Origin of the sequence: Rahnella sp. PD4, assembly GCF_049199325.1 — a bacterium.
GTDB lineage: Bacteria > Pseudomonadota > Gammaproteobacteria > Enterobacterales > Enterobacteriaceae > Rahnella > Rahnella perminowiae.
Genome location: NZ_JBLZQF010000002.1, coordinates 54,339 through 79,420 on the forward strand (window position 1 = coordinate 54,339; position 25,082 = coordinate 79,420).

General features: G+C 45.3%; 20 protein-coding genes. 3 read left to right on the forward strand and 17 right to left on the reverse strand.

The features are described from left to right. Positions 1-95: 95 nt before the first annotated feature. From gndA to galU, 12 genes are all read right to left on the reverse strand, one after another. The gene (gndA, locus tag ACOZIO_RS05010) at positions 96-1,505 is read right to left on the reverse strand and encodes an NADP-dependent phosphogluconate dehydrogenase (RefSeq protein WP_129952686.1); all 1,410 of its coding nucleotides are present in this window, start codon (positions 1,503-1,505) and stop codon (positions 96-98) included. Between the two features lie 263 nt (positions 1,506-1,768). Continuing rightward, positions 1,769-3,013 (reverse strand): polysaccharide pyruvyl transferase family protein, encoded by a 1,245-nt coding sequence (locus ACOZIO_RS05015; RefSeq protein WP_217137737.1) that lies wholly within the window; start codon positions 3,011-3,013, stop codon positions 1,769-1,771. Between the two features lie 19 nt (positions 3,014-3,032). Further along, a complete protein-coding gene (locus ACOZIO_RS05020) occupies positions 3,033-4,175 on the reverse strand; it encodes a glycosyltransferase family 4 protein (RefSeq protein WP_129952684.1) in 1,143 nt (380 codons plus the stop codon). Positions 4,176-4,188: 13 nt separating this feature from the next. Further along, the gene (locus ACOZIO_RS05025; protein ID WP_129952683.1) at positions 4,189-5,082 is read right to left on the reverse strand and encodes a glycosyltransferase; all 894 of its coding nucleotides are present in this window, start codon (positions 5,080-5,082) and stop codon (positions 4,189-4,191) included. Next, on the reverse strand, positions 5,079-6,233 hold the full coding sequence (gene glf / locus ACOZIO_RS05030) for a UDP-galactopyranose mutase (protein WP_129952682.1): 1,155 nt from the start codon (positions 6,231-6,233) through the stop codon (positions 5,079-5,081). Before glf ends, ACOZIO_RS05025 begins: the two co-directional genes overlap by 4 nt. Before the next feature lie 13 nt (positions 6,234-6,246). Then, positions 6,247-8,139 carry a DUF4422 domain-containing protein gene (locus ACOZIO_RS05035; RefSeq protein WP_421595028.1) on the reverse strand — a complete coding sequence of 631 codons (1,893 nt, stop codon included), beginning with the start codon at positions 8,137-8,139 and terminating at the stop codon, positions 6,247-6,249. Positions 8,140-8,173: 34 nt separating this feature from the next. Next, on the reverse strand, positions 8,174-8,914 hold the full coding sequence (locus tag ACOZIO_RS05040; protein ID WP_129952680.1) for an ABC transporter ATP-binding protein: 741 nt from the start codon (positions 8,912-8,914) through the stop codon (positions 8,174-8,176). Next, positions 8,914-9,681 carry an ABC transporter permease gene (locus ACOZIO_RS05045; RefSeq protein WP_129952679.1) on the reverse strand — a complete coding sequence of 256 codons (768 nt, stop codon included), beginning with the start codon at positions 9,679-9,681 and terminating at the stop codon, positions 8,914-8,916. Before ACOZIO_RS05045 ends, ACOZIO_RS05040 begins: the two co-directional genes overlap by 1 nt. 105 nt (positions 9,682-9,786) lie before the next feature. Then, on the reverse strand, positions 9,787-10,713 hold the full coding sequence (locus tag ACOZIO_RS05050) for an NAD-dependent epimerase/dehydratase family protein (protein ID WP_129952678.1): 927 nt from the start codon (positions 10,711-10,713) through the stop codon (positions 9,787-9,789). 405 nt (positions 10,714-11,118) lie between these two features. Next, positions 11,119-11,988: a glucose-1-phosphate thymidylyltransferase RfbA gene (rfbA, locus tag ACOZIO_RS05055; RefSeq protein ID WP_129952677.1), complete on the reverse strand. Its 870-nt coding sequence runs from the start codon at positions 11,986-11,988 to the stop codon at positions 11,119-11,121. A 20-nt stretch (positions 11,989-12,008) separates the two neighbouring features. Then, the gene (gene rfbB / locus ACOZIO_RS05060; RefSeq protein ID WP_129952795.1) at positions 12,009-13,076 is read right to left on the reverse strand and encodes a dTDP-glucose 4,6-dehydratase; all 1,068 of its coding nucleotides are present in this window, start codon (positions 13,074-13,076) and stop codon (positions 12,009-12,011) included. A 473-nt stretch (positions 13,077-13,549) separates the two neighbouring features. Further along, positions 13,550-14,437, reverse strand: a complete 888-nt coding sequence (gene galU / locus ACOZIO_RS05065; RefSeq protein WP_129952676.1) for a UTP--glucose-1-phosphate uridylyltransferase GalU — start codon at positions 14,435-14,437, stop codon at positions 13,550-13,552. Positions 14,438-14,899: 462 nt separating this feature from the next. Between galU and ACOZIO_RS05070 the strand changes: the two genes are divergently transcribed. Beyond that, complete coding sequence (locus tag ACOZIO_RS05070; RefSeq protein ID WP_217137731.1) at positions 14,900-16,489, forward strand: TerC family protein; 1,590 nt, start codon at positions 14,900-14,902, stop codon at positions 16,487-16,489. 78 nt (positions 16,490-16,567) lie between these two features. Here ACOZIO_RS05070 and asmA read toward each other — a convergent pair whose 3' ends face one another. From asmA to apbC, 4 genes are all read right to left on the reverse strand, one after another. Beyond that, complete coding sequence (asmA, locus tag ACOZIO_RS05075) at positions 16,568-18,418, reverse strand: outer membrane assembly protein AsmA (protein ID WP_129952674.1); 1,851 nt, start codon at positions 18,416-18,418, stop codon at positions 16,568-16,570. 43 nt (positions 18,419-18,461) lie between these two features. Beyond that, the gene (gene dcd / locus ACOZIO_RS05080; protein ID WP_120133513.1) at positions 18,462-19,043 is read right to left on the reverse strand and encodes a dCTP deaminase; all 582 of its coding nucleotides are present in this window, start codon (positions 19,041-19,043) and stop codon (positions 18,462-18,464) included. 37 nt (positions 19,044-19,080) lie between these two features. Then, positions 19,081-19,722: a uridine kinase gene (gene udk, locus ACOZIO_RS05085; RefSeq protein WP_013575064.1), complete on the reverse strand. Its 642-nt coding sequence runs from the start codon at positions 19,720-19,722 to the stop codon at positions 19,081-19,083. A 146-nt stretch (positions 19,723-19,868) separates the two neighbouring features. After that, entirely contained in the window at positions 19,869-20,981 is a 1,113-nt protein-coding gene (gene apbC / locus ACOZIO_RS05090; RefSeq protein WP_129952673.1) for an iron-sulfur cluster carrier protein ApbC, read from the reverse strand. A gap of 109 nt (positions 20,982-21,090) precedes the next feature. On the opposite strand from apbC, the gene metG reads away from it, so the two are divergent. After that, a complete protein-coding gene (metG, locus tag ACOZIO_RS05095) occupies positions 21,091-23,163 on the forward strand; it encodes a methionine--tRNA ligase (RefSeq protein WP_255466766.1) in 2,073 nt (690 codons plus the stop codon). Positions 23,164-23,205: 42 nt separating this feature from the next. On the opposite strand, the gene ACOZIO_RS05100 is transcribed toward metG, so the two are convergent. Then, on the reverse strand, positions 23,206-23,478 hold the full coding sequence (locus tag ACOZIO_RS05100; protein WP_129952671.1) for a DUF1127 domain-containing protein: 273 nt from the start codon (positions 23,476-23,478) through the stop codon (positions 23,206-23,208). A 168-nt stretch (positions 23,479-23,646) separates the two neighbouring features. Between ACOZIO_RS05100 and ACOZIO_RS05105 the strand changes: the two genes are divergently transcribed. Beyond that, positions 23,647-25,065, forward strand: a complete 1,419-nt coding sequence (locus ACOZIO_RS05105; protein WP_217233469.1) for a PLP-dependent aminotransferase family protein — start codon at positions 23,647-23,649, stop codon at positions 25,063-25,065. The last annotated feature ends 17 nt before the right edge of the window (positions 25,066-25,082 follow it).

Consider the following 25,082-nt stretch of genomic DNA (forward strand, 5'->3'; position numbering starts at 1 on the left):
TCAGACGTAAAAAAGCCGCCTTTGCTGATGCATCGGCGGCTTTTTTGTCACGGTCAACAACCCTGCGGCGCGCTTAACACGCGCCGGTCAGGCAATTAATCCAACCATTCGGTGTGGAATACGCCGTCTTTATCGGTACGTTTGTAAGTATGCGCACCGAAGTAGTCACGCTGTGCCTGGATCAGGTTAGCAGGCAGTACCGCTGAACGGTAGCTGTCGTAGTAGTTGATCGCAGCAGAGAATGTAGGCGTCGGGATACCGTTCTGAACAGCATAAGAGACGACATCTCGCAGCGCTTGCTGATATTCATCAGCGATATTTTTGAAGTACGGTGCCAGCAACAGGTTAGCGATAGATGCATTTTCAGCATACGCATCGGTAATTTTCTGCAGGAACTGTGCGCGGATGATACAACCAGCACGGAAGATCTTGGCGATCTCACCGTAGTTCAGATCCCAGTTGTTCTCGTCTGACGCAGCTTTGAGCTGTGAGAAACCTTGCGCATAAGAAACAAGCTTGCCCAGATACAGAGCGCGACGCACTTTCTCGATAAATTCAGCTTTATCACCGGAGAAGGCTTTCACCGCCGGGCCGGACAATACTTTAGAAGCCGCAACACGCTGGTCTTTCAGGGAAGACAGGTAACGGGCAAACACGGACTCCGTGATCAGGGTCAGTGGCTCGCCCAGATCCAGTGAACTCTGGCTGGTCCATTTACCGGTACCTTTGTTTGCTGCTTCGTCCAGAATCACATCAACCAGATATTTACCGTCTTCGTCTTTCTTGGTGAAGATATCTTTGGTGATGTCGATCAGGTAGCTGCTCAGCTCGCCTTTGTTCCAGTCAGCGAAGGTGGTAGCCAGCTCTTCATTGCTCAGATTCAGCGACTGTTTCAAAAGGGAATAGGCTTCGGCGATCAACTGCATGTCACCATATTCGATACCGTTATGAACCATCTTGACGTAGTGACCCGCACCGTCTGCACCGATGTAAGCTACGCAGGCATCGCCATCTTCAGCACGCGCTGCAATTTTCTCAAGAATCGGTGCCACCAGCGCGTACGCCTCTTTCTGGCCGCCAGGCATAATGGACGGGCCTTTCAGTGCGCCCTCTTCACCGCCGGAAACACCGGTACCGATGAAGTTGAAACCTTGCTCGGACAGTTCGCGGTTACGACGAATCGTGTCTTTATAATAGGTGTTGCCGCCATCGATCAGGATGTCGCCTTTATCCAGGTGCGGAGTCAGGGATGCGATGGTTTTGTCAGTTGCTTCACCGGCTTTCACCATCAGCAAGATACGACGAGGTTTTTCCAGTGAGTCAACAAACTCTTCGACGGTGTAGTGCGGAACAAGGTTTTTACCCGGATTTTCAGCGATAACTTCATCAGTCTTGTCGCCGGAACGGTTAAAAATGGAAACGGAATAACCACGGCTTTCGATGTTAAGCGCGAGGTTACGGCCCATTACCGCCATACCGACTACGCCGATCTGTTGTTTGGACATTAGCAACTCCTGTCTGAAATAGTTGATCGCCCGGTTTTTAGTCTAAACCCCTGTAAACAGTGAGTTTACCTGCACCGGACCATACAAATGAACACAAGCATTGTACATGAGAAAGGCGATGGGTGAACCTATCGCAGCCATAACAATATTCTGATCGCACATGCCTGCCCTTGTCTGCTTCGCCTTCTCAGAGGCCGGGTTTACTTTACCGGTAACATCTCAGGAATGCAGGTAAAAAAGAGCTTTTACAGGCAATCAAGAGCTCAGATGCTTATCGCCGCTGAGTCCTGCTCATCAGAGGATGCATACAGCCTGTCCGCCAGCATTTTTTTCTCACGATTAACGCGTCCGAAATCAATCAGGAACGCAGGACCGTGATTTTCAAAAAAAGAGTCAAGATTTAACGATTCTTCCCCCAGCTTTAAAAAAGACCAGTCAGTCACATACTTCAGACTATCGAATTTATTTTTATAATATTCTGACCAATAAAAGGACGTGCCTGACAATCCAACACTGGAAACGATAAGTTGAAAATGGAACCGGGTAGACAGGAAGAAATCTTTCATGGAAAACTGCAAGCCATGTTTCCAAATCGTTTCAAAAAAGACCATTTCTATGCTGGGGAACTTTTGTTTAAGTCTCTTATAGAAATAGCCATCGGAGCCAGGTCTGAACTCATAAAAACGTATCAATGAATCTGGAAACTTTTGAATAAAAGCACCTATTGCCGCTTCAACCTGCTCCATAAAACGTATTTCATTTTCGTCACCTTCAGAAAATTCATTATGAAGGCATAACCGGAGTACAGGATTGTCTCTTTCGACTAAACTCACAACGTCAGAGAATGGAAAACAAAAATAATCATCACCAATAAATGAGATTTTGCCTGGAAGGTATTTTTCTAAAACGTGATAACTGGCATGGTCTCTGACATCAAAGCAGAAATAATCTTTAATAAATTGAGAAAGATAGGCAGCTTTCTCATCCGACAGCGGCTGCAAACCCAGACCCGTTGCATAGGTTAAGGCATTATGCTTTTTACCAAAATATGAGACCAGTTCGATCAACCGAAGATTAGCCGCCCACAATTCATTAATATATCCTCCGCCCAATAAATGAATGCTGTCAGTCTCTTCAAAAATTTCACTCATTAAGCGTTCACGCATTGGCAGAAGATAAGTATCAGAAAATTTGGTTTCGATACTCCCCTCTTCTCCAAGCGCCTGAGCCAGTTGCCATAAATAATTGACGCATTTAACGTCCTGATACAATGTTGCAGCCACTAAGGGATCCACGGCATCGAGATAGATTGTTGCCTGAGGGTATCGCAGTTTAATGTGATTAATCCACCCCCGGGTGAGCATATCATCACCATAATTAGGCATACCCGATGCGGAAATAAGATAGAATGTTTTTGGCGGAAGTAGGTTATGAACGGGTGTAGTTATTGGCAGAGGTTCAATAGCATCTACTTTTTTATTTTTGGAAAACAGACCAAAAGAAATCATATTAAAATCCTTGTGCATATCATTCAGCTTTATTCTTCAATAAATAACCATAAAGATTAACGGTATCTTTTGTAATTATTGTAGAACAAAATTTCCCTTCTATCAGTTTTCGCCCATTCTCCCCCATTCTGCCTCTCACATCCGCATTTATGACTAAATGCTTTAAACACCCGGCCAGAGCGTTAATATCGCCTTTGTCAATAATAAATCCGTTTACATCGTTTTCAATCAGACTGCTGCAACCACCGACATTATATGAAATTATAGCGCGTCCGACAGAACTTGCCTCCAAAAGAATACGCGGTATTCCTTCAGGATAAACAGAGGGAAGTGCAACAATATTAGCGTCTTTAATCAACTCTTTCATATCGTCACATTTCCCAAGCCAGTTTATCTCTCCTTTGTTATGCGCCTCTTCAAGAAAACCAAGGGGGATAGCATCAGGATCATTGGGCGTGGGTATTCCGGCAACATTGAGAGTGAATTCAACGCCCTCGAGATGGAGGCTATTTTTTACATTAATAAGGTCAGTAAGTCCTTTGCTCCATAATAATCTGCTTGCAAATAAAACCACCGGAATTTCCCTTAAAGGTTCCTTTGAGTAGGGAAAGTCAATGATATTTATACCTGCACCATCTATAACTACCGTTCTGTCTTCATCTACTTTCAATGAATGTAGAATACAACGCCTGTCACTTTGATGCTCAAAGGTCAGCAAAGATTTTTTATTCGAAAAGATAAAATTATAAAGAGGTATGATGAGCCGTTTCAGGAGAGAAAATTTAAGCTTCTTCTCTGTAAATACCCGGCCAAGCCCGACAAAGCTTATGACAATATTTTTCGAAAAAATCTTTGCATACAACCCGCCAATCAAACATGGCTTAATAGTTATGCAATGTAAAACATCAGCATTGATGGATTTTATCAATTTTGTTGTATTTACTAATTCACAAGCAAATTTTAATGGGTTAACGGACTGAGCAGAAATTGATGAGTTATGACAAATAAACCCCATCTTAGTAAGTTTAGTCACTAATGACTGATCGACAAAATTAGTTATAATATGAATTTGATAGCCAACTTCTTGTGCATATGAAGCTCGCTCAAGCCAGTGCAAATCGAAATACCAATCAGAATTTATAAAGTAACATATTTTTCTCATCTCTCATTTACCATCAATGGCGCTTACCAGACCTAAAGAAGACACCATCAATTACGCCTCTTATGATATATTTAAGATAAAGATATTTATTATCTTGTTTAGATACATTTAAAAAAGCTTTTATAATTCGCAACACTATTCCGACTACCGAATATGGCCCGTTGGATTTGAAAAATTTTTTAGCAAGGATAAGGTTACGAATAAGATAATAAACCTTCCAAACAGGGGTGATTGAGTCCCCGGTAATACTAATATCATGTGTGAAGATTAATTTTGGTACATAGAGAAACTTATGGCCATTAAGAACCAGATGATGAGAAAAATAAACATCATCATAATACAAGAAAAGATCATCGTGTATATATTGCGATGCAGAACTCAAAACATCAGCACGAATTACCGTACCTACAAAAGAAAGAGTTACACATGGCTCAACTCTCTCATTATCAGGGATATAGTCTTTTGCATTGAGAAAATATTTAATATTGTCTAACAACGTTTTTGGTAATTTGACAAACGGCATATTCATTTTGCAATTAATGCCATGAGTATCAATGACCCGACAACTTAGCGCCGATGTGTCATCAAGCATGATCTCGCCAAAATTATGAAGCAAATCAGGAGCCGGATAGGCATCGTCGTCATACATAAACACCCATTCGGTGTTTATATGAGCACCAATATACTCAGCCCCTGCTCTAAAACCACCGGCACCGCCGGTGTTTTTAGTCAAAGATAAAACGGTCAACCGGGGTTCTTCAATACTTGCAAGCCAGGAAGCCGTGTCATCCGTTGAACAGTTATTGACTATAACAATATTGTCGAAAGGCAGCATCGAAGTGGATAGCCAACATTTTTTCAACTTATCAAGCCGATTAAAAGTGACAATTAATGCTGTCGTATTCATCTAACATCAACCGTGAATACAGGCATAGCATCTGATTCATTGATACATTTCAGATATACTTCGGCAGTTTTCAGGGCTTCCGCAATCGTAACATCCATATCCAGATATCGATAAGTCCCTAAGCGACCAACAAAAGTAATATTTTTTTCCGCTTTAGCAAGGGTTAAATATTTGTCCAGCAGAGCCATTTCACCAACCTGGCGGATTGGATAATAAGGGATATCCTCTGGCTCACAACTGCGACTGTATTCCTTATAACAAACCGATCCTTCATGCGACTCCCAAGGGGAGAAATATTTATGCTCGGTTATGCGGGTATAAGGAACATTTTGTTCACAGTAGTTCATCACCGCACATCCTTGATAATCGCCGTTAAAGGTGAATTTCTCAAAATCTAATGTGCGATAACCTAACCGGCCAAATTGATATTGATAGAATGCGTCTAAAGGACCACTATAAAAAACATGATCATAACTGGCCCTTTCATCGAAATTAAATTCGGTTCCTAGCTCCACAGTTATGTTCGGATGCTCAGCCATATTCTTAACCATCTCGGTATACCCGTCTTTGGGCATTCCCTGGTATTTATGGTTAAAATAATTATCATCGTAATTAAATCGTATCGGTAATCTTTTTAAGATCGATGCCGGAAGCTCTGCCGGAGACATTCCCCATTGTTTAATGGTATAGCCTTTGAAAAAAGCTTCATACAACTCTTTCCCAACGAACCTTAATGCCTGTTCTTCGAAGGTTTGAGGATCTGTTATAGAGCTATCTCCCTTTTCCTCAATCAATGCGCGCGCTTCGTTTGGAGAACATGTTTTGCCAAAAAACTGGTTTATGGTATGGAGATTGATAGGTAATGAATACACCTTACCATTATATGTTGCTTTAACCCGGTTGACATAGGGCATCATCACGGAATATTTCTGAATAAATTCCCATACGGATTGGTTATCTGTATGAAATATATGAGGTCCGTAGGTATGCACCATGACCTGAGTATCCTCATCACGAGCATCAAAGCAATTTCCTGCAATATGAGGTCTTTTATCAATAATTCGAACTTTATGACCTTGTTCAGCAAGTTGCCGCCCGATAACGACGCCAGAAAAACCAGCACCTACAATGAGAATATTTTTCTTAGTCATAATTTATACCTTATTAACCTATAACGACACGACGAAATTTATAATAACATTTTGCAATCACAGATCTTCGCTTTGAACCCGCAGGGGCAAAGCGATTAACGTACGGCATTAATTTATTTTTAATTCTTGTTTGTAATAACACCGGTTGCAACGCGATGGCCGTCGACTGGCCAGAACTTTCAGCATCAATCAGGCGGTCATAGACTTCTTTTTCCCAAGGCGTACCCTGAATATTTTTTATGAAATTGTCATAGAAGTCGACTTTATCTGTATTCCAGGGTTTATTTTCACCCGCAAAGTGAATCATTTTAGGATTACGTCGAGCGCTAAGAAATCTCATATACGTAGAGAACTTCAGGTTAGGATAAAATACGTCTGTATGACCATTACCATGGTAAACATTCCATTCCATAGGCAAGAAGTGAACACGGCCATAAAAGACTTTGTTCATTATATCCTGGTCAAGGAACCAGTAGCTTTGCCCTTTCATGGCTGCCATCAATTTTTCGAAAATACTCTCTTTGTTCATTTGATCGATATTGAAGACAATGATTCCCCCCTGGAAATAATTATCAGTATCGGCCATTCCCAGTCTGGTTTTAAGATATTCCTCTGCCGTCTGGACACCCGCGTCTGAACGCGCAATATTACCAAATTTAACAAACCCCTCCATGACAATATCTTGTACGGCAGCAACCAGATTATCACCTAACGGTGTTTCGATGAGTTCAGCGAGATCACTCTCAACTACTGTGTCGGTATCAATGAAAAGTACTTTTTCAAAGTCTGTAAACAGTTTTGGGATGAAAAGCCTGGAATAAGTAGCAGCCGTAAAAGGTGGTCTGATATAAGCATCTTTAATTTCCTTAAATGCATTTATATCGAAATAGCGGACGTTCATATTGGCAGTATGCGTCACCAGATTTTTGACACGTTCTTTATTACGCTGGCTGAGTCCATTATCAAGTATGACAATGTCATAGTTATGATTTGAACTTGAATTCTGAACAATGGAATTAACTAGCGCACCAAGACTCATCGCATAGTTATCATCCGAGCAAATAACTATAGGGATATTTCTCTCACTATAATATGGGCCCAGCTTGCCATTAAATGTTTCATTCTTAATAAATGTTCGTTGTACTTCTTTAATACGAAGATTTTCACTTTCTAATTTGAAAATTATAAAGATATTGAACAAACGCTCAGAAATATGTCCGATGACTCTTTTTTCTTGGGCAGAGTAATTTTCGAATGCGATTTCATCTTCAAGTTCATCTAATATACCAAAAAGCCAGGCTGAATACTCGTCGAACAATGGCTTCTTCATGACATACATATTAGTATAATAACCATCAACTGCTGTATTAAAGTGTTTAACAGCTGAAGAATACTCAGGGTGTTGTCTTAGAAGGACATCAATGGCTGTCTGATAATCTTTTATATGTAAGTGTTCTGAAACTTTATAATGGTGATAATTATTATTGCTACCCGCTGATTTTACTGACCATTTGCATGGAACGATGAGGTCTGTGTTTTCTAATAATTTTAATATCTGTTTCTCATTTAAACCAAACTCATCTTGATACCCGGCATTGATTTCATCACAATTCACCATTCCCCAGTTATCTTCTGGCTTTTGTTGATCATCAGAAAAATTAAAATGTCTGCGATAATGCATAAAACCAACATAATCTGTAGGTATTGCATTTTTCCATACCCAATAATGGGCTGTAAGTTCACAGTAGAACGGGTTTTTATACGATATATTATCGCCAGTATCATCACCGTCGCAACAAATAACATTAAGTGAATTGGCTTTTCCTACATGTATAGGCTTTATCACCGATGAATCGAGAAACGCACTCGGTTTATGGTGACAAGTATAGATTGATACAGTTTTCATCCTTTATTCCATCACAATAATTAAATATATAATATCAGGCCATTACTGCCTGATAAGCAGCAATGACATCAGCAGAGTTACCCATTTGCCTAAGCTTATGATCTTCAATCCATATAACGCGATCACATACCTTGGATACATCTGCCAGGTTGTGACTAACAAAAAGAATGGTTACACCTTTCGCTTTAAAGTCATTAATCGTTGCCAGGCATTTTCTTTGGAATGAAATATCCCCCACAGCGAGAACTTCATCGATTATGAGTATATCAGGATCAACTTGCGTGATTACTGAAAAACCTAATTTTGCCAGCATACCGCTTGAGTAAACACGAATAGGTTCATCGATAAAATCGCCTAATTCTGAGAACTCAATAATTTTGTCCATTCGCTGCTTAAGCTCTTTTCGACGCAATCCAAGCAGTGTTGCATTCAGGCGGATATTTTCACGTCCGGTTAATTCAGGATGAAAACCACCGCCTAATTCTAACATTGAGGCGACTCTGCCCGTGACACTGACCGTCCCGGATGAGGGTTTCATCACACCTGCAACCAGTCCCAGTGAGGTACTCTTACCTGCGCCATTACGGCCAATCAGTGCAACTGATTCGCCTTTCTCAATGACAAAATTAATATCTTCAATGGCCAGATAACTTCTGCCACTAAGCAGACTTAGCGCTCTGCGAGGATTAAATATTAATTCTTTTATACCTGAGCCTATATGATGATAAAGGGGGTATCTTTTAGTTACATTCTTGAACTCAATGACAACGCTCATTATAGAATCTCTGCAAAACGATATTTTAATTTATTAAAAATACTACTGCCGATTATAAGCATCACTATTCCATAGCCGTACAGAGTGGCTATATCAGTATAATTAACCGTATTATTCATAAATAAATCACGCCAACTGATAATCATATTAGCCAAAGGATTGTAGTCAATAAGCCAGCGGTATTTTTGGGGTATCATATCTGAAGAGTATAATATTGGCGTGCAATAAAAGAGCAACATAATACCAAGCGTTATGAAACGTTCCAGATCACGGAAAAACAAATTGAGTGTAGATAAAGTTAGCGCCACACCCAGCATAAGAATAATCTGCGCGAAACCGATCAGCGGAATTCCCCAGATCCAATCCCAGGACGGGCGCATATCATAAACGTAAAGAAAAATAATAATAACAGGAATGGTACAAATGAAATGTAAGCATTCCATTAGTACATTACTCATGGGGATTACAGAACGCGGAAAAACAGTCTTCTTTATTATCTGTGCATTAGCCAAAAAAGAAAATAATGAATTAGACGTTGAACTTGCAAACCATTGCCATGGGAAAAGCCCGGTAATAATAAAAACGGTATAGTTGGGTATTTGAACTCTCATTATTAACTTAAAGATAAAGTAATATATCATGGCAAACAACAGGGGATTAGCAATCGACCATAAGTAGCCAAAGAAACTACTTTTGTATCTTACCTTTAGCTCTTTTTCAGTAATTACTGTCGCTAAATCAAACAAATAACCTAAACTGTACTTCATACACTTCTCTATATAGATTAATTCTTATTGAAAACCATTTCACTTACAACAAATTTCATTTTCTTGATAGTGAAATTCCAATGGTAATTTCGACCTTTAATCGAATTAAGCTTTTTCTTTATCTGTGACGGAGAGAACATATTTATACATATCATGCATCCCGGCCTCAACAGATATAAAACTCGACTTATTGATGGCTTTTTTTAATTTATTTATATCTAAAATATTGTAAGGAACATCTCCTGACTTTCTCTCGTGATAATTTATTTCAATTTTATTTTTTGCTATTATCTGAGCATATTTCAGAATATCTTCAATACTTGTTCCTATACCGGAACCTACATTATAAATTTCATTCCAGTTTTGACAGTGCATCAACTTATCGACTACTTCGCAAAAATCATCTATATGGATATAATCTTTACACGTGCTGGTGTTCCCATAGATATCCATAGATTGACCAATAATGGCATTTCTTAATGCAACACCAATAATTCTCTCAATTTTCTGATATTTACCGTAAACATTTGCCGGGCGTAAGATAAGGAATTTAAATTCCGGATCCAGTCTTGAAGCGAACTCCAGGTAATGCTCACATGATTCTTTCATCCAGCCGTAGAAACTGACAGGGGATATATCATGCGTTTCTTTAATCGGGGCATCGGCTACGCCATAAATAGAACCACCCGAGGATATATAGATAAGTTTTTTAACAGCGTGCGTTTTCATAACGCTTATCAGGTCAATAAATGCAGAGAGATTAGTGGCTAATACCTCTTGTGATGATCCTAATTTGTCCATTGCTGTAAAACTTGTTAATGAATGTACAACCATATCTATTTTATAATCAGTAAATATTTCATTTAATATGGTTGTATTTTTGCAGTCACCACATATATTAATCAGATTTGGATGACTGATCTGTGATGGAGAACGGCTAAAGTTAATAACTTTAAAATCTCTCTCACAAAAGTATTCGCTCAAATTAGTACCAATAAAACCTGAGCCGCCTACAATTAAAATTGTTTTCATATATTACTCGTTTGAAATTTAGTTACTCAACTAATCAAATTTTATTGCTTATCAATTATCGCCTAATCATGCTTCGATCTAAAAAATATTCATATCTGCGAGTATGGTGATAAAAATGTCATCGTAGTTTCAGGGTAAAAATTTATACCCTTTACGCACGCTACCGCCCTTGGCTCAACAGCTACCAATGCACTGGACAATATTTTTTATTTTAACATTTACCTAAAAAATCATTCATTATGGTTTCTTATGTAAATGTTAAGCGACACTGCGGACTATATAAACAGCGTGGAGTGAAACTCTGTCTCAACTTGAATTTCAGTCCAAATTACTGGCAGTCTTTTTAAACAAAGAGTTAGGAGTTACGCTTAAATTGAGAATAACTCCTAATAAAAAACTGACGACTCAGTCCTCGATTAAAAGATTAGCAAGGTACTGACCATACGGGGTTTTACTCATGGATTTTGCTTGCGATTCAACCTGGTCTCGTGTTATCCATCCTTTCCGGTAGGCAATTTCTTCCAGACACGCAACTTTCAATCCCTGACGTTTTTCGATGGTATGGATGAACTGAGAAGCTTCGATCAGGCTATCGTGAGTCCCGGTATCTAACCATGCAAAGCCGCGACCGAGTAATTCCACTTTTAGTTTGCCGTTCTTCAGATACATCTCATTTAATGTGGTAATTTCCAGTTCGCCGCGTTCTGAAGGTTTGACCTGTTTAGCCATTTCAACGATATCGTTATCATAAAAATAAAGCCCGGTTACCGCCCATTGTGATTTAGGTTTAGCCGGTTTTTCTTCGATAGATAACGCATTGAAATCCTTATCAAATTGAACAACACCGAAACGCTCTGGATCTAAAACCTGATAACCAAAAACAGTTGCACCGCTTTCTCTTGCAGCAACATCTTCTAATTTCTTGCCGAAACCTTGTCCGAAATAGATATTATCACCTAATACCAATGCGCACCTTTCACCATCAATGAAATCCTCACCGATAATGAATGCCTGCGCCAAGCCGTCTGGTGAGGGCTGTTCTGCATATTCTAACTTGATGCCAAACTGAGAACCATCACCCAGTAATCGCTTAAATGAAGGCAGATCTTCCGGTGTGGAGATGAGCAAAATTTCATTAATGCCTGCCAGCATCAGTACGGATAACGGATAATAAATCATCGGCTTATCATAAACAGGCAGTAACTGTTTAGATACCCCTAGAGTGATTGGGTGAAGCCTTGTACCTGAACCACCAGCCAGAACAATACCTTTCATTAACTCACAACCTCTTCTATTTAGTCTTTCAAACCTAACCGCTCACCTGCATAAGATCCATCCTGAACACGTTTCCACCACGTTTCGTTTTCAAGATACCATTTCACTGTTTTCAAAATTCCACTTTCGAAAGTCTCAACAGGTTTCCAGCCAAGTTCACGTTCAATTTTACTGGCATCGATAGCATAACGCATGTCATGACCCGGGCGGTCTTTGACAAAGGTGATCAACTGCTTGAAATGAGTTATCCCTGCAGGCTTATTAGGTAACAATTGGTCAAGGATCTCGCAAATGGTCGTGACGACATCGATATTTTTGCGTTCATTGTGCCCGCCAATGTTATACGTCTCTCCAATAACACCTTGCGTAACAACCCGATAAAGCGCCCGTGCATGATCTTCGACATATAACCAGTCACGGATTTGAGCACCGTCACCGTAAACAGGAAGAGGTTTACCCGCGAGTGCATTAAGAATAACGAGCGGGATCAGTTTCTCAGGAAAATGAAATGGTCCGTAGTTATTTGAGCAATTTGTTACCAGGGTCGGGAGACCATAGGTTCGGTTCCATGCACGGACAAGATGATCACTTGCTGCTTTTGATGCTGAGTACGGGCTGCTTGGCGCATAGGCCGTGGTCTCTGTGAAAAGCTCATCCGTTCCATGCAGATCACCATAAACTTCATCGGTAGAAATATGATGAAACCGGAACAGACTTTTCTTCTCATCATCTAATCCCGCCCAATAGTGTCGGGAGGCTTCTAAGAGAGTGTAAGTACCGATGATATTGGTATCAATGAAAGCTGAAGGCCCGTCAATTGAGCGATCGACATGGCTTTCTGCAGCCAGATGCATAACAGCATCTGGCTTAAACTCAGCAAAGATGTCATCAAGAGAAGAACGATCACAAATGTTCGTAAGAGAAAAACGGTAGCGAGGGTCATTTTCGACGAGCTTCAGGGACTCTAAATTGCCTGCATACGTCAGACTATCAACCACGAGCACATTGTCGTTTGTTTCAGAAATGATGTGACGTACTACCGCAGAACCGATGAAACCCGCGCCGCCAGTTATCAGTATATTCATTATAAAAGGTCTCACGTGATTAATTTTACACTTGCACCAGCAATTTTTGCATGACCAATCTGAAGGTCTTCGTGCTTTCACAATAAAATGTTAAATTTTATGGAAATCGTAATAAAGGCCAGGCTTCCACTAAACATTTAATACTGTGTAAATAGCCATAAGAGCCGACATTCAACTCCCTATAATATCATACGCTTTAGGGTATAAACCTCTAAGTTTAGCCTTCCGCCTGACTTACCCGAGCAATGACTCATTTTTTAATCAAAATTAATACCGCCCGTGATCTAAAAATCACCGTAAGGGCGACTTTATCTTTTGAAAATCCAACGTAACTTTGGTAATCAATTAATATAAGGGGTCAGATATGAGGACTACAGCGGATTAGTCTCACTTTCGTGCACTGAGACAGGTCTGGTAGCTTTCTCTTAACAAAAAAAAAAGCACCGAATTAATCGGTGCTTTTATAAGCCTGTTAACTATTTTTCGGTAAATTCTTTCAACCATGTGTTGAACGCTTCGCCCTGCGTGTTGTGGCGAATACCGTACTCAACAAACGCCTTCATATAACCGAGTTTATCACCACAGTCATGTGAACGGCCGGTCATTGAGAAGGCTTCAACAGTATGTTTTTTCATCAGCATGGCGATAGCATCCGTCAGCTGGATTTCATTACCTGCACCGTACGGGGTAACTGCCAGCAGTGGCCAGATAGCTTCCGACAGCACATAGCGCCCCACCACCGCGAGGTTTGATGGCGCGTCTTTCAGATCAGGTTTTTCAACGATGGCCGTCATCGGCGCACTTTCGCCCGGCTCTACTTCTACGCCATTGCAGTTGACAATACCGTACTTGGAAACGTCTTTTTCCGGGACTTCTTCAACCATGACCTGGCTGTTACCTGTTTCCTGGAAACGGCGAAGCATCGCAGCAAGGTTGTCTTTACGCAGATCACTGGTGGAATCATCCATCAGCACGTCCGGCAGAATAACCGCGAAAGGAGAATTACCAATCAGAGGTTTTGCACACAAAACCGCGTGCCCGAGGCCTTTTGATTGCCCCTGACGTACGTTCATGATTGTCACGCCTTTAGGGCAGATAGACTGCACTTCTTCCAGAAGCTGACGTTTTACACGAGATTCAAGCATGCTTTCCAGTTCGAAAGAGGTATCGAAGTGGTTTTCGATCGCGTTTTTCGAAGAGTGCGTGACCAGAATGATTTCTTTGATGCCCGCCGCAGCACATTCATTAACGATGTACTGGATCAAAGGCTTATCGACGATAGGCAGCATTTCTTTTGGGATAGCTTTCGTCGCTGGCAACATACGTGTGCCCAGACCGGCAACAGGGATAACAGCTTTTAACATTGTAAAGGATACTCCTTGAAACCTATGGTATGTAAATTCAGTCAGTCAGCATCCAAACGCGTCAGGGATTTCTCTGAACTGAAATAGTTAAATTGATTTAAATTTCCAATCCGTTAATTCTTTCACAAGTATAGTCTCTGTTATTTGGTTTAGGGAGACCATACTCATGATTTTAGGACTCAAACACGATTATGTTAATTCGATTACAATACCAGTAAGCCGCACCAAACGGTAAGCTAAACACTTATTTTTAGGAATGTTGTACCTGTTCGGCGATTTAGTAATCATATCTTGCTGCTTTCCAAAACAGTCCTGCCGACTTTTTTCTCACCTCTTATTCTTCATCCCTCCTGATCCTTACAGACTGGCCTAGCTCCCTGTTTTAAATTTGAAATTTATGGCACTGACGCCCATTATTCAACGTGCGACAGCCGTCGTGTAACCAAAGGTGAAAAACGCAATATGGAATGGATCGCCGATCCCTCGATTTGGGCCGGGCTTGCAACCCTGGTAGTTCTCGAAATTGTCCTGGGGATAGACAATCTCATTTTCATTGCCATCCTGGCCGATAAACTTCCGCGTCATCAACGTGATAAAGCTCGCATTACGGGCCTTTTACTGGCGCTCATCATGCGGCTTCTGCTGCTGGCTTCAATATCCTGGTTATCTACACTGACCCGCCCTCTTCTCAGCGTGCTCGGACATCCTTTCAGCGCCCGCGATATGATTATGCTCGCGGGGGGTATATTCCTGTTGTTCAAGGCAACAATGGAGCTTAATGAGCGGCTCGAAGGCAAAGATGAGGAACAAAACCATCAGCAACGTGGCGCTAAATTCTGGCCGGTCGTGGCTCAAATTGTGGTATTGGATGCGGTTTTTTCACTCGACTCGGTGATTACCGCCGTCGGAATGGTTGAACATCTGGCGGTCATGATGGCGGCGGTGTGTATTGCTATTGGCCTGATGCTGTTAGCCAGTAAGCCACTGACACGTTTCGTCAATGCGCACCCGACTATCGTCATCTTATGTCTCAGCTTCCTGCTGATGATCGGCTTCAGCCTGGTTGCCGAAGGTTTTGGCTATGTTATTCCGAAAGGCTATTTGTATGCCGCGATCGGTTTCTCCGTGATCATTGAAGGGCTGAACCAGCTCGCACAGTTTAACCGCAAACGCTTTTTATCCTCACGGCGCTCGCTGCGTGAACGTACCGCAGAAACCGTACTGCGCGTCTTGCGTGGTAAACATGAAGAAGCTGAACTTGATACACACTCTTCGAACATGATTGCTGACAGCGCTGATGATGAGGATGCGATTTTTAACCAGCAGGAACGCCACATGATTGAACGTGTGCTGGGGCTGGGTCAGCGCACCGTCAGCAGCGTGATGACCTCTCGTCATGATGTTGATAATCTTGAACTTAATGACCCGGTTGACGTGCTGACACTGCAAATCGCTGCTAACCAGCACACCCGTATGCTGGTTACCGAAGACAGTTCGACCGATGAACCGCTGGGCGTTGTACACGTGGTTGATCTGCTCAGGCAACAGTTACTGCAAAATGAACTGGATCTTAAGGCACTGATCCGCCAGCCCCTGATCTTCCCGGAGCAACTTTCTCTGCTGATGGCCCTCGAACAATTCCGCAAGGCAAAAACACATTTTGCTTTCGTCGTCGATGAATTCGGTTCTGTCGAAGGGATCGTGACCCTGACGGATGTGATGGAAACTATTGCCGGTAACCTGCCTGAGTCTGACGAAACGCCTGATGCACGACATGATATCCGGCAGCAGCAGGACGGAAGCTGGATAGCCAACGGCTACATGTCGCTTGACGATCTGGTGATGTATATCTCCCTGCCGGTGGATGAAAAAAGGGAATATCACACGCTGGCTGGCTTGCTGATGGAATATACCCAAAGCATCCCGCAGGTCGGCGCACAGATACACATTAATGGCTATCTGTTTGAACCTTTAGAAGTCAGTAGTCACCGCATTCTAAAAGTAAAGATTACGCCGCCTGAAACCGCCTCGGAAGACGATTATGAAGTCTGAAACCCCTACCCTATAAAAACGGAGTGCCGGCACAGGCACCCCGTTTTTTTATACTCAGAATACGCTTAGAGGAAGAGATTATTTGTTTAATAATTTCTCAACATCGCCTTTTTCTTTACTGTCCTTGCGTTTATCGGCCCAGTTTTGAATGGCGCTGCGAGCGCTTTGTTCAAGCGTACGCCTCAGTATCTGATCCACCTGTAACTGATATCCCATCTGAGCCCAGGGTCCGTAAACCCGCAACGGGATATCTGTCGTTTTCAGGGTATTGATCAAATTGCTGTCACCTTTCCAGCCACCGGTAACACGAATCAGCAAGTTCATATCCACCTTTTGATTCGACATATCGATTGTTCCGTCACCTTTCCCGGACACCATGGGCGACTGGCCTTCAAGGTTACTCAGGGTCAGTGTCCCTCCGGCCAGATGTCCCTGTGCTTTCAGCGTATCGATCTGGCTATAGTGTTCATACTTTTCCAGCCCCTGAACATTACTGGTATTACGGCTGACTGCCTGTTGGATAAGCTGCTGAATATTAAGGCCATTCAGACGCGCATTATCCATTGAAAGTTGCCCGTCGCCTTGCCAGCGGCGTGCGAAATCGGCGGCCGATAACCCCTCTCCGCTCACATCGCCCTGCATCGAGAAGCTGCCGGTCAGGACTTTCGGTAACCCGTAAGCCGCCAGAAAATCGCCCAGTTCAATGCTATTCACATCCGGTGTCAGATGAACATGAATTTTATTCCCTGTGACATCCACAGTGCCAGGCAGAGAAAAGTGCCCGGCCCCCATGTTGCCGCTTAATGCCGGCAAAGAAATCTTGCCCTGCTGATTGACCGCATTCAGTGCAAGGTTCTGGATTTTCATCCCGCGATAGGTGAGATCCGCCACCTTCAGCGCCAGCGTGGCATTGAAGGTTTGCAAATTATTCAGTCCGTTGGGTTGTTCATCCACATCACGGGCAATAACGGGGGCGGAGGTAACAGACTGCGCCGTTTGCGATGCGGGCTCATCAGTCTTAGGCTGCCAGCCTGTCAGTGCATCAAGATCAAGTTTATTGGCGTTTAAATTCAGTTGGTAATCCGCCCGTTCACCCAGCTTCGCGGTGGCCGTACCGGAAATCTGATTATCATTGGCGGTCAGCGCCAGCTGATTCAGCGTCACCAAATTATTATCCCGCTGGTAGCTGGCCTGCATCGAGCCGTTTCCCTGAAGACCTTTCACCGGAATATCGGCACCGCTGAGCTGATAAGTGAATTTGCTGATGTTGGCAGAGACAGCCTGCGGATAGTGCTGCATATCCAGTTCAGCCTTCATCGTGAAAGACAGATCGCGCTGATCGCGGTTTATGCGGCTTGAAAGCTGGATGGTAGCCTGACGGTTGTCATTCTTTTCCATTTCCAGATTGATATCGCGCACGTTGATCTGCTCGTCATCACCACGCTGCCAGATGAGTAAACTGTCAGCCACACTGATTTTATCGAGATCAAATTTCCAGCCTGCTTCCAGTTCAGAGGCCGCTGGGGCAACAGGCGTTGGCGTAGAAGGGGCCACCGGCGCATCAGGCTGATTTTCTTCCGTTTCCGGTGTTAAACGAATAACAGCGTTTTTCAGCAGAACCTGCTTCACCGCAAGCTGATGAGAAAGAAGAGGCCAGAGTTTGACATCCAGCCGCATATTTTCCGCACTGACCACCGGGACTTTAGCACCCGGTGCGGTCACAGATGTCTGACCGGCAATGATGCTAAGCTGCGGCCAGACATGCCACCGCAGTGAACCGTTGATGGCCAGCTGATAGCCGCTTTTCATCTCGACTCTTTCCACCATGTACTGGCGGAAATCGTTCGGGTTAATCAGGAATACCAGCGAAGTCATGCCGGCAATGATAACCACCAGTAAGATCACCAGTGTTGTCAGTAGTCTTCTCATGCCTTCCTCACGTTTTTATCCGTAAAACGGATGAAAAACAGAATCAGTCTTTGTCAATACGACTGGCAATAGCGCTTTGCTGGTCGCGGTATTTCGCGTCCTGACGACTATTGTACGGCCTTGCAGCAGAACCCGATAACGGCTCAAAACTCAGCGCGCCAATCAACATTCCCGGGCGAAGCGCCAGCGGGAGCTTACCTGAATTATAGAACTCCAGAACGATACGTCCCTTCCAGCCCGGATCAATACGGTGTGCGGTTACGTGCACCATCAGCCCGAGACGCGCCAGTGAGGAGCGTCCGTCCAGCCAGCCCACCAGATCGTCAGGAATAGTGACCGACTCATAGGTCACTGCCAGCGCCAGTTCGCCAGGGTGCAGGAAGAATGCTTCACCTTCCGGCAAAACAATCTCATCACTCATCACTTTATCGAGCGCAGCACTGACTTCGTCTTTCGGGCCGCTCAGGTCGATATAACCCGCGTTATGGCCGAGGAAAACGCGAAAGCCGTTTCCCAGACGCACATCTACCGTTGCACCGTTAATTCGTTCAACCGGCGGACGGGGTGAAATGCCTAATTTGCCGCTGTCCAGCCAGGCTTCTATATCTCGGTCGCAAAGTCTCATCGTATCTCCGGTGTGGTGTTAACGGATTGTTCCGCGATTAATTGAAGAACTGGCTGATTTTAGCCTTGAGGATATCAATCGCAATCCGGTTTTTGCCGCCGCGCGGCACAATGATGTCTGCGTATTGTTTTGAAGGCTCGATAAATTGCAGGAACATTGGACGTACCGTTTTCTGATACTGCGCCATCACGGAATCCATTGAACGACCACGTTCGTTGACGTCACGTTTCATGCGGCGCATCAGGCATATATCCAGCGGGGTATCGACGAAGATGGAGAAATTCATTTCGTCACGTAAACGCGCGTCGGTCAGGAGCAGGATCCCTTCCAGAATAATCACTTTCTTCGGTTTAAGAGTGACGGTCTCTGGCAGACGGGTATGCTCAATGAAGCTGTAGCTCGGTAATTCAATTGCCTGACCAGACTTCATAGCCTGTAAATGCTGGAACAGTAAATTGTGGTCCATCGCACTTGGATGGTCGTAGTTGGTTTTGACCCGCTCTTCCATGGTCATGTGACTCTGGTCTTTATAGTAGCAATCTTCCGGGATGACCCCGATATGCTCATCACCGACCTGATCACGAAGTTCACGGTATAACGTACTGGCGATGAGGCTTTTTCCCGAAGCAGATGCGCCAGCGATACCCACGATGACACACTGATGGAATTTGTCAGACATAAAATTAAAGACCTGATTTGGAAGTTGGAAGGCAAGCACAGACATGTGCTTTGAACGCGCCAATTATAAGTACAACACACTGCCCGATGCCAGCGTTAAGGCGGTGTAATCGCTGACATCAGGCAATAATTCGCAGAGTTGGGGGATTAAACGGCTCTGAAGGCAATTTCTGTCGGGATGGCGTCGCCTTTCCAGAACAGTTGTGACGCAATTTTTGCCGCCAGTTCGCGGTAAATCACTGTGAATTCGCTTTCCGGATTAGAAACCACTGTCGGCTCGCCACGATCTAAATCCTCACGCAGTGAAATATGCAGCGGCAATTGCGCCAGCAATTCGCAGCGGTATTTCTCGGCCAGACGTTGCGCGCCACCGGTACCGAAAATCGGTTCGTGATGCCCGCAGTTGCTGCACACATGCATGCTCATGTTCTCGACAATCCCCAGCACCGGCACATGGACTTTCTCAAACATCACGATGCCCTTCATCGCATCAAGCAGCGCAATATCCTGCGGCGTCGTGACCACTAAGGCGGCGGTCACCGGAATATTTTGCGACAGCGTAAGCTGAATATCACCGGTACCCGGTGGCAGGTCGATGACCAGATAATCCAGATCTGGCCACAGCGTATCCTGCAGCATCTGCATCAGCGCTTTGCTGGCCATCGGCCCGCGCCACACCATGGCGTTTTCATCTGTCACCAGATAGCCAATCGAGTTGGTCGCCAGGCCGTGCGCCATAATCGGCGACATGTGCACGCCATCCGGCGAGGTCGGGCGTTCTTCTTCAGTACCCAGCATATTCGGGACAGAAGGCCCATAAATATCCGCATCCAGAATACCGACTTTGGCACCTTCCGCCGCCAGCGCCAGCGCCAGGTTAACCGCCGTGGTAGACTTCCCTACCCCGCCTTTGCCTGAACTGACTGCCAGAATATTACGAACACCCTTGATACCCGGCTGTTCGTTTGCCCGCTTGATGGTGGCAATGTCGTGGCGCAGATTCCACTGAATCGCAGACGCCCCCGTCACCCGCAACAATTCGCTGCTGGTTTCTTCCTTTAACGCATCAAAACCGCTGTTCCAGGCGAACGGCAGGGTCAGATCAATATGTAAAACTTCATCCATTAACACGCAGTGATGCAACGCTTTCATCGCGGGCAAATCTTTTTGCAGTGTGGAATGGCGGAAGGTGGCCAGTACGCCGGTCACGAGTGCGCGCAGCCCTGCGGGTGTGGTCTGCTGTGGGGATTGAGATGTCATCCCGGCTCCTTGAAAGGGGTTATCAGACGAGGTATCTGCCTTAAGCATAACAGAACACACGCAAGGAGATCCCCCCGTTTGTTTACGCGGGGCGGCGCTTTCGGTTAACATCAATGCCCCTGATTTCAACTACAGAAAGCAAGCTCTTACTATGGCTCAAGTCGCGAAAAAAATTTTGGTAACCTGTGCACTTCCGTACGCCAACGGATCCATCCATCTCGGTCACATGCTCGAGCACATCCAGGCTGACGTCTGGGTTCGTTACCAGCGAATGCGCGGCAATGAAGTGCATTTCATCTGTGCGGACGATGCACACGGCACTCCGATCATGCTGAAAGCACAGCAACTCGGGATCAGGCCGGAAGAGATGATTGCCGAAATGAGCCAGGAGCATCAGAAAGATTTCGCCGGCTTCGGCATCAGTTACGACAACTATCACTCCACCCACAGTGATGAAAACCGTGTGCTGTCAGAGCTGATTTACGGTCGTCTGAAAGAAAACGGTTTTATCAAGAATCGCACTATTTCTCAGTTGTACGATCCGGAGAAAGGCATGTTCCTGCCTGACCGTTTCGTTAAAGGTACCTGCCCGAAATGTAAATCGCCTGACCAGTATGGCGATAACTGCGAGGTATGTGGCGCCACCTACAGCCCGACTGAACTGATCGAGCCGAAATCTGTGGTGTCGGGCGCAACGCCGGTGCTGCGTGATTCCGAACATTACTTCTTTGATTTGCCTGAGTTCAGCGCGATGTTGCAAGCCTGGACCCGTTCCGGTGCACTGCAGGAACAAGTGGCGAACAAAATGCAGGAATGGTTTGAACATGGTTTGCAGCAATGGGACATCTCCCGCGATGCCCCGTATTTCGGTTTTGAAATTCCGGATGCCCCGGGCAAATATTTCTACGTCTGGCTGGACGCGCCCATCGGCTATATGGGCTCATTCAAAAACCTGTGTGACCGCCGCAGCGATCTGAATTTCGACGAGTTCTGGAAAAAAGACTCCACGACTGAACTGTACCATTTCATCGGTAAAGACATCGTTTACTTCCACAGCCTGTTCTGGCCGGCAATGCTGGAAGGCAGCGGTTTCCGCAAGCCGACTAATCTGTTCGTGCACGGCTATGTCACCGTCAACGGTGCGAAAATGTCCAAGTCCCGTGGCACGTTCATCAAAGCCAGCACGTATCTTAACCATCTGGATGCAGACTGCCTGCGTTACTACTACGCGGCAAAACTGTCTTCACGCATCGACGATATTGACCTGAATCTGGAAGATTTCGTGCAGCGTGTTAACGCCGATATCGTCAATAAAGTCGTCAATCTGGCGTCACGTAATGCCGGTTTTATTGCCAAACGTTTTGACGGCAAACTGGCTGATAAGCTGGCCGATGAAGCGTTGTACAAAACCTTCACCGACGCCGCGGAAAGCATCGCTCAGGCTTATGACAGCCGTGAGTCAGGTCGCGCCATCCGTGAAATCATGGCACTTGCTGATCTGGCCAACCGTTATGTCGACGAACAGGCTCCGTGGGTGGTGGCGAAACAGGAAGGCCGTGATGCCGACCTGCAGGCCATCTGCTCAATGGGAATTAACCTGTTTCGTGTATTGATGACCTATCTGAAGCCGGTTCTGCCTGCATTGTCAGAGCGCACAGAAGCTTTCCTGAATACCCGGCTTGACTGGGACGCGATTGCCCAGCCGCTGCTGTCGCATCAGGTGAATCCGTTCAAAGCGCTGTTCAGCCGTATCGAAATGGATAAAGTGACCGCGATGGTTGATGCCTCAAAAGAGGATATCGCTGCAGCCAAAACTCCGGCAACCGGACCGCTGGCCGATGATCCGATTCAGGAAACCATTACGTTTGATGATTTTGCCAAAGTGGATATGCGTATCGCACTGATCGTAAGCGCTGATTTCGTCGAAGGTTCAGACAAACTGCTGCGTCTGAAGCTGGATCTGGGCGGCGAAACGCGTCAGATTTTCTCCGGTATCCGTTCTGCCTATCCTGATCCGAAAGCACTGGAAGGTCGTCTGACCATCATGGTCGCGAACCTCGCACCGCGTAAAATGCGCTTCGGTATCTCTGAAGGGATGGTGATGGCGGCGGGCCCTGGCGGAAAAGACATCTTCCTGCTCAGCCCGGATTCCGGCGCACAGCCGGGTATGCAGGTGAAGTAAAACTCATGACCGCTCCTCCCCTTCGCAGGGGAGGGCGCAAAATCACTTCGGCCAGTTCGGCCAGATGGCTTTAGGATATTCTTTGTCAATATCCGATTTCGCCAGACCAATATCCTTCAGCTGATCCGCGTTCAGTGAATGCAAAATCTTGCGGCTGACGCGCCGCTCATTCCAGTCGTGCACGACGGCAAATAACTGTTTTACCCATCCGGCTTTTTTCTGCGGCATCTGTACTGCCCGCTCAGGTGTTGCGATCTCTGCACAGACACGCGTGTCACATCCGGCAAACTGCCGATCTTCAATGATTTTTTTCATATTCTGCTCCCGTTGACGACCTGACATCAGGATCTAACAAACGGTGAAAACATTACAGATTCAGTTTTTTTGTATTTCGACCATACAGATCTGGATCTGATGACAGATTAAGCGTTAGATTGTGTCCATCTGTACTGCTTTCTTTGCGCAGGCGTTGAGGAAAAGAAAATGAACCGTTACGAAAATCTGGCAAATGTCTTGAGTGACCGTATTGAACAGGGCCTGTATCCGGCGGGGATCCGCCTGCCTTCGGTGCGGGTGTTAAGCAGCGAACATGGCGTCAGCGTCAGTACGGTTCAGCAGGCCTACCGGGTGCTGGAAGAAAAACAGCTGGTGGAAGCGCGGCCCAAATCCGGCTACTTCGTGAAAGATGCGCGTCTGCAGGCAGCATTGCCGGCGATTTGCCGCCCGACACAACGTCCTGTGGATATTTCCCAGTGGGATCAGGTACTTGAATTGATCACTTCGCCGCATCGTCCCGGTGTGGTTCAACTCGGGCGGGGCTCGCCGGACGTCACGGCAGCCACGCTCAGGCCACTCAGCCGTCTGATGGGCCGGGCCGGACAGCATCAGAATCTCAATGCATTTCATTACGACAGCATTTACGGCTCGGAAGAATTGCGCGAACAAATCGCCCGCCTGATGATTGACAGCGGCAGCCACATGGATGCCAGCAATATTCTGATCACCACCGGTTGCCATGAAGCCCTGTCTATCGCTATCCGTTCGGTCTGCGAACAAGGTGATATTGTGGCGGTGGATTCGCCGAGTTTTCACGGAGCCATGCAAACCCTGAAAGGTTTCGGCATGAAAGCGCTGGAAATCCCGACTGACCCGGTGACTGGCATCAGCCTCGAAGCGCTGGAAATGGCACTCGAGCAGTGGCCGGTCAAGGCCATACAACTGACGCCAAACTGCAATAATCCGCTCGGTTACAACATGCCGGATGACCGGAAAAAAAGTCTGCTGCGACTGGCACAACGCTACGATATCGCCATTATCGAAGACGATGTTTATGGTGAACTGGCGTATCAGTATCCGCGCCCTGCTACCATCACTTCTTTCGATGAAGATGGCCGCGTATTGCTGTGCAGCTCGTTTTCAAAAACGCTGGCGCCCGGTTTACGGGTCGGCTGGATCGCGCCGGGTCGCTACCATGACCGCGCATTGCACATGAAATACATCACTACCGGCGCGTCGGCGACGCTGCCACAAATCGCAATCGCCGATTTCATCAGACAGGGACATTACCTGCAGCATATGCGCCGGATGCGTAATCAGTACCAGCGCAATCTGTGCATCATGACCGACTGGGTGATGAAGTATTTTCCGTGTGGTACGCGTGTCAGCCGTCCGCAGGGCGGTTTTTTGTTGTGGATTGAACTCGATGAACGCGTGGATACACAGCGCCTGAACCGGCTGCTCGAAGAACATCTCGTGCAAATTGCCATCGGTTCGATATTCTCTGCTTCAGGCAAATACCGTAATTGCCTGCGCATCAACTATGCCCAGCCCCTGACTGCAAAAACTGAACGCGCCATCCAGCAGGTCGGTCTGACGATTTCGCTGATGCTGGAAAACAGCTAAACGCCCATGCGGGGAGA